At 39.6% G+C, this 5,864-nt stretch carries 7 protein-coding genes; 5 read left to right on the forward strand and 2 right to left on the reverse strand.

Annotated features, from left to right (window positions below):
• The 4 genes from PHN32_08860 to PHN32_08875 form a co-directional block, all read left to right on the forward strand.
• A partial coding sequence (locus PHN32_08860) for a DegV family protein (GenBank protein MDD3777698.1) occupies positions 1-860 on the forward strand: 860 nt, incomplete at its 5' end.
• Positions 861-880: 20 nt separating this feature from the next.
• Positions 881-1,738: a DegV family protein gene (locus PHN32_08865; protein MDD3777699.1), complete on the forward strand. Its 858-nt coding sequence runs from the start codon at positions 881-883 to the stop codon at positions 1,736-1,738.
• The gene (locus tag PHN32_08870; GenBank protein ID MDD3777700.1) at positions 1,735-2,313 is read left to right on the forward strand and encodes a 5-formyltetrahydrofolate cyclo-ligase; all 579 of its coding nucleotides are present in this window, start codon (positions 1,735-1,737) and stop codon (positions 2,311-2,313) included. Before PHN32_08865 ends, PHN32_08870 begins: the two co-directional genes overlap by 4 nt.
• Positions 2,292-3,032: a glycosyltransferase family 2 protein gene (locus tag PHN32_08875; GenBank protein ID MDD3777701.1), complete on the forward strand. Its 741-nt coding sequence runs from the start codon at positions 2,292-2,294 to the stop codon at positions 3,030-3,032. The genes PHN32_08870 and PHN32_08875 overlap by 22 nt, the downstream gene beginning before the upstream one ends.
• Positions 3,033-3,089: 57 nt before the next feature.
• Here the strand turns inward: PHN32_08875 and PHN32_08880 are convergent, their stop codons facing one another.
• Positions 3,090-4,514, reverse strand: coding sequence for an arabinose isomerase (locus PHN32_08880; protein MDD3777702.1), 1,425 nt, complete (start codon positions 4,512-4,514; stop codon positions 3,090-3,092).
• Positions 4,515-4,558: 44 nt separating this feature from the next.
• A complete protein-coding gene (locus PHN32_08885) occupies positions 4,559-5,203 on the reverse strand; it encodes a cyclase family protein (protein MDD3777703.1) in 645 nt (214 codons plus the stop codon).
• A gap of 535 nt (positions 5,204-5,738) precedes the next feature.
• Here PHN32_08885 and PHN32_08890 point away from each other — a divergent pair.
• The coding region (locus PHN32_08890) for an SDR family NAD(P)-dependent oxidoreductase (protein MDD3777704.1) at positions 5,739-5,864 on the forward strand (126 nt) is incomplete at its 3' end.

The raw sequence follows: 5,864 nt of genomic DNA on the forward strand, positions 1-5,864 counted from the left end.
AGGAGTTAAACATGAGTGGTACTGCTGTAGTTACTGATAGCACTGCCGACATACCATCAGAACTTATAGAAAAATATAATATTACGGTGGTGCCCCTATCAGTTATTTTTGGTAATGAAAGCTATAAAGAAGACGGTAAGGAAATAACCATTGAACAGTTTTATCAAAAACTTAAGCAGTCCAAGATGCTTCCCAAAACAGCGCAGCCTTCTCCTGGTGATTTCTATGAAACTTATTCCAGGCTGCTAAAAGATGCTGATAACGTGGTATCCATACATATCTCTAAAAAGATGTCGGGGACTCTTGATTCAGCAGTTATGGCCAGGAAAAAAATTACAGACAGAAGAATTGAGATAATTGATTCCGAGCTGGTACATATGCCTTTAGGGTTCTTGGTACTGGAGGCTGCACGGCTAGCCCAACAGGGGAAAGACTTGAGCCAGATATTAGAGTCTGTAAACCAGTTAAAGCTAAAAATTAAATCATTGTTTATACCTAATACTTTGGAATATTTAAAAAAGGGAGGAAGAATAGGCAGGGCTAAATCCCTTATCGCTTCCGTTTTAGAGATTAAACCTATTCTGACCTTGAAGTTTGGTGAAGTTTCCCAATTTAAGACTACCAGACGATGGAGGCAGGCTAAAAATGAACTGATAAATTCCATGGCTGCCCTAATCGAAGATCCGTCGCAGCTAATGGTCTCAGTGGCTGATTCCGATACCTGGGAAGAAGGAGAGGAGATGAAGGTAAAAATTGAAGAGGCTTTCCGCCCCAAACAAATTATAAGGGTAAGCTTTGGCTGTGTATTGGGCACCCATCTGGGCCCGGGAGCTTTAGGTATAACTTTTTTTGAAGATTAAATTAAAAATAAGGAGGAAAAATGGCTAAAATAGCTATAGTTACAGATAGTACTTCAGATATTCCTATAGATCTGGTACAAAAATATGAAATTACGGTAGTGCCTTTAATAGTTGCTTTTGGCAGTGAAGAAACTTATATGGATGATGGAAAAGATATCACCATAAAGCAATTCTATCAAAAACTGCAGACTGTGAGCAAGCTGCCCACTTCTACCCAGCCCACCCCTTCCGATTTCTTAAAGACTTACCGGGGTTTGCTGGAAAAAGGCTATGATTCCATTATTTCCATACATATCAGCCAAAAAATGTCTGGGACCCTGGCTTCCGCCCTGGCTGCCAAAAAAGAACTGGCTGACCAAGATATTGAAGTAATTGACTCCTATAATGTACATATGCCCTGCGGCATAATAGTGATTAAAGCTGCGGAAATGGCCCAACAGGGAAAAAGCAAGGAAGAGATACTGGATAAAGTTTATGATTTGAGAAACAAGGTTAAAACCCTATTTGTTCCTAAAACGCTGGAATATTTACAAAAAGGCGGCAGGATTGGAAAAGCCAAAGGGCTGGTAGCTTCTTTGCTGGAAATTAAACCTATCCTCACCATTGATTCAGGAGAGATTTCTCAATTCAAGACTACCCGGAGGTGGAACCAGGCCAAGGCAGAACTCATTAACTCCATGAGCAAGATGGTATCTCAGCCGGAAAAACTGGTGGTAGCAGTATCTGACTCTGACAATAAAGAGGAAGGCGATATGCTGGAGCAGACCATAAGGGATAAATTTAACCCCAGAGAAATAATTAGGGCAGATATTGGTGTAATAGTAGGGGCACATGTAGGTCCAGGAACCATAAATGCTACTTTCTATGAAGAAGATTGATTAGCAAGGCAAGCCTAAGAAAACAAATACTAGCCAGCAGGGACCGCCTGCCTGAAGATAACAGGCTCAGCATAAGCGCGGTGATCGCAGATAAGTTTTTGTCTACCGATTTTTACAAGGATTCCAGGGTTATCTGGGCTTATTGGCCTTTTGGAAGCGAAATAAATACAGCTCCCATTGTCCATAGGGCCCTGTCCGAAAACAAAAAAGTGATACTTCCCAAGGTAGAAAAACAGAAGCTGCTGCTGTATGAGATAGATGATCCCCAGGTACAGCTTGTGCCAGGAACATATGGTATAATGGAGCCGGTAATTAAGGGATGCCATCCAGCCAGGATAAAAGATATAGATTTAATAATGGTCCCCGGAATAGTATTTGACCGGAAGTGCAACCGGCTGGGTTATGGCGGAGGCTATTATGACAGAATGCTGCCGTCCCTGGATAAAGCTGTAAAAATAGCCCTTTGTTTTGGCCTGCAGCTAATAGATTTTATACCAGTAGAAAAACATGATATTAAAGTTGATATTATAATAACAGAGTTTGAGGTTATAAATTGCAACTACAAAAAGACATAGCCCTGCTAATACCTGCATATAATGAACAAAAATATATTGAAGGGGTTATCAAAAGCTGTGCTGCCTATAAAATGGATATAATAATCATAGATGACGGTTCCCAGGATAATACCGTGGATGTAGTAGAATCCACTGATGAATCAAGAAAAGGCCAAGTGATCCTACTCAAGCACGAGACCAATAAAGGCAAGGGCAGGTCTTTACTTACAGGATTTGAATATATATTAAAGCATGGCTATCAGGGAGTAATTACACTGGATGCAGATGGACAGCACGATGTAATGGAAATTCCCAATTTCATAAAAAAGATAGAATTGGACCACCCTGATATTATTGTAGGCAACAGGCTGGATCAAACCGGGGATATGCCCTTTATCAGGTTGGCCACCAATGTATTTACATCCTGGCTAATATCTCAGATTGGGGGCAAAAAGATAAAGGATGTCCAATGCGGTTACCGCTATATCAACAGCAAGGTATTGCAGCAGGTAAAAATTGAAACTGCTAATTTTGATACCGAACCTGAGATTTTACTCAAAGCCAGCTGGCTGGGCTTTAATATCCAGAATATTCCCATAAAAACTATTTACCACCAGGATTTTACAAGCTATGTAAATCCGGTTACTGATACCATCAAGTTTTTTAAGCTGGTATTTAGAAGCCTTAAACAAAAAAGAAAAGTGATGGCTTCAAAAAAACAGGGGCAGGTTCCAATTTAAAACCTACCCCTTAAAAATGTAATTTACGCCTTTTCCCCTAAGGAAAAAGGTTTTCAATTATTTATTGCTGCAAATTATCTCTAACGGTATGTTCAATATGCTGGATACACATTTTAAAGCATCGATCTGGCTACCAGCAGCCAACGCAAAGTGATGGGTGGGACCGCTAAGGCTCCATCGGTTTACATATTCCCTCAAGCCAATATTAAATCTGGCCCTGCAGTTGGTATCTCCAAGTTTTAAAACCGGTCCATCCTCATTTATACCCTCAGCAACTACCATTTTATAGCTGCCGTCTTCATTCTGGGTGAGAGCCAAACCAGTGATTTCTCCTAGTTTGGGATAAAACTGGGTCAAATAGCCTCCTCCAGCTTTGCCATGGAATACTTCGGAATATTTCAGCAGTGGTTTTTGCCCGGATATGGCAGGATCTCCGGAACCACTATGGCCTATAAGGCAAATATCATCATCAAAATCCATGGAATAAAGTTCTGCCAATGTTCCTGTACCACCAATATTTTTAAGTATAGACATAGCTAATGCCACTTTCATGTCGCCCTCTACAGCACAAGCCACATTTTGGCCAATGAGCATGGAATAAGCAGGATTAAGTACCGCAATCAACTTGCCCACTTCTTCTGAAACATTGGCAGTATAATGGCTGGCAATAGCTGAAAGGTTCTTTTGTTTGGCCAGTTTTTCTAAACCGCACACACTGGCAGAAAGATATTCCAGCTCTTTTTCAGGAATATTCCCAGACACCTCAAAAGTTGACAATATTTTTTCCGATTGTTTTTTAATGCTCTCCTTATCAACATCCTGATAGGATTGAACCAAATCTTCCCAATCCAGCATCTCTGTAAAAACTCCCAGATCTGAAAATAATCTGGTTTCATCAACATATAAGTCCATCATTCCCGGATAAGGCCTTCCAACCAGCCCCAAGCTGGTAGTCCTAAACCTCCTCCTGACTGCAGCAGCTTTACACCATTTATCTATTTCCCTATCTACGGCCTGGTCTCCTTCCAGATAACCGGTAATTACATCACATCTTTTACCCAATCTTCTTAGTACCGCTACCATTTCCGGCACACAACCGCAGGAAAAACCGTCTCCCAACCACTGGTCTATCTTGGTGGTTTTATCCATATCCAAAGCAGTAACATGCTGAATATTTAACAAAACTACTGGAACTTCCAGATCTTTAACTGCCGGCAGCAGGTTGGAAGAAGTGGAATAAGTAGTGGTCTGGCAAAACACAACATCCACATCATTTTCCGCAAACAGTTTGCCCGCCTTCGCTGATGATTCCATAGAATCCACCATGCCTGCAGATATTATTTGGTATTCATTTCCAAATTTTCCCAAAACCTTCTGGTGCTGGTTGGTTAAGTTTTCTTTCAAGCCAGAGAATTGTGGAAAATAGGCACCCAGCGCTATAGCCATTACTCCAACTTTGGGTTTGGTTTCGTTCACATTAATCACTTCCTTCTTGGTGTAGGATTGATAATTTCTAAAATAAAATTTTATTCATCTAAAATAGCGATAGCCCTTATGGGTGAACCACCACAGCCTTTTAATTTCAAAGGTAATGCAAAAAAAGTAAATTCTTCATTTCCCAGCTGCTCCATATGGGCCAGGCCTTCTACTACCAGGATATTATTCTTAAGAAAGGTTTGGTGTACCAGTTTCCATTCAGCACCATTAGGAGTAGGCATATCCATACCTATCAGTGGTATCTTTTTTTCCACCAGCCAATTGGTTAGCTCCACTGATACAAAGGGGAAATCATAAAAAAATTCATTTTTAGGAAAAACCTTATCCCAACCCGTGTGCAGTAACAGACTTACCCCTTTATTTATCAATGGCTCATATTCCTTGATATCCTCTACAGTAATGGCTTCCTTGGGTTTTTTATGGGTCAAGTCTACTTTGGCTGTCCTTAATACAAACCTGGAAATATCTACTTTATCAATAGTTTGGCCTTCATAGAAAAAATGATAAGGAGCATCTATATGAGTGCCTTGATGGGTAGAAGTAGTAACCCTTTCCAGATTATAGCCTAAATTTTCCAGATTACAGTGCTTGGTGATAGCTAGTTTAGGATCCATAGGCATGGTAGGTGCTCCATCAAACATTTCTGCAGTCAGGTCAATAATCTTACCTAACATATTCCATACTCCTTACTTGACAGTTTATTAAAATGAAAGGTTAGAAAAAAATATATAGCTACTAATCTATCCTTAACTATTAAGCCAGTCATGTTAGGGACTAGCTTAATCTATTTACTTGTTATTCTATGTCCTATTTCTACTGTCAGTATAACACTTTTAATTTTGATAATTATACTAATGCTTACCAGATACCGCAAGGTATTTACCGTCACTGTGCACTACTGCAACTTTACATTATTATTTGCATTTTTGTCAGGAATGACCAGTCCTTAGAAAAATTTTAGCCATTAATATTTTTTATCGTTTATACAATTATGATACACTTGAAACAATCTTGACTGGATAATTTTTACGTTGTAAAATCTCAAGCAAATTAAACCAGTTTTTGGCTAAATGGCACAAAAATACTTAACAATATTATTAAAATTTTATGCATGAATATTACTGGTTTTAATAGCTTATTTTTTTGTTTTCAGCAAAATTTTTTATAATTTTATTTTCGCAAATCATTAACAATAACGGAGGTATTTTAATGAGAGGACTCAAAGGCAAGGTAGCCATAGTTACCGGCGGCTCCAGGGGCATAGGCAAGGCCTGTGTGCAGAGGCTGCTGGAAGAAGAGGTAAAGGTGCTGTTTAACGGCAGGACCCCTGATACC

It is taken from the genome of Actinomycetota bacterium, from assembly GCA_028698215.1.
Taxonomy (GTDB): Bacteria; Actinomycetota; Humimicrobiia; order Humimicrobiales; family Humimicrobiaceae; genus Halolacustris.

What these genes read in the sequence shown, in the direction of transcription:
- PHN32_08865 (MDD3777699.1), top strand. Translation starts at nt 881, where the DNA reads ATGGCTAAAATAGCTATAGTTACAGATAGTACTTCAGATATTCCTATA.
- PHN32_08885 (MDD3777703.1), bottom strand. Translation starts at nt 5,203, where the DNA reads ATGTTAGGTAAGATTATTGACCTGACTGCAGAAATGTTTGATGGAGCA.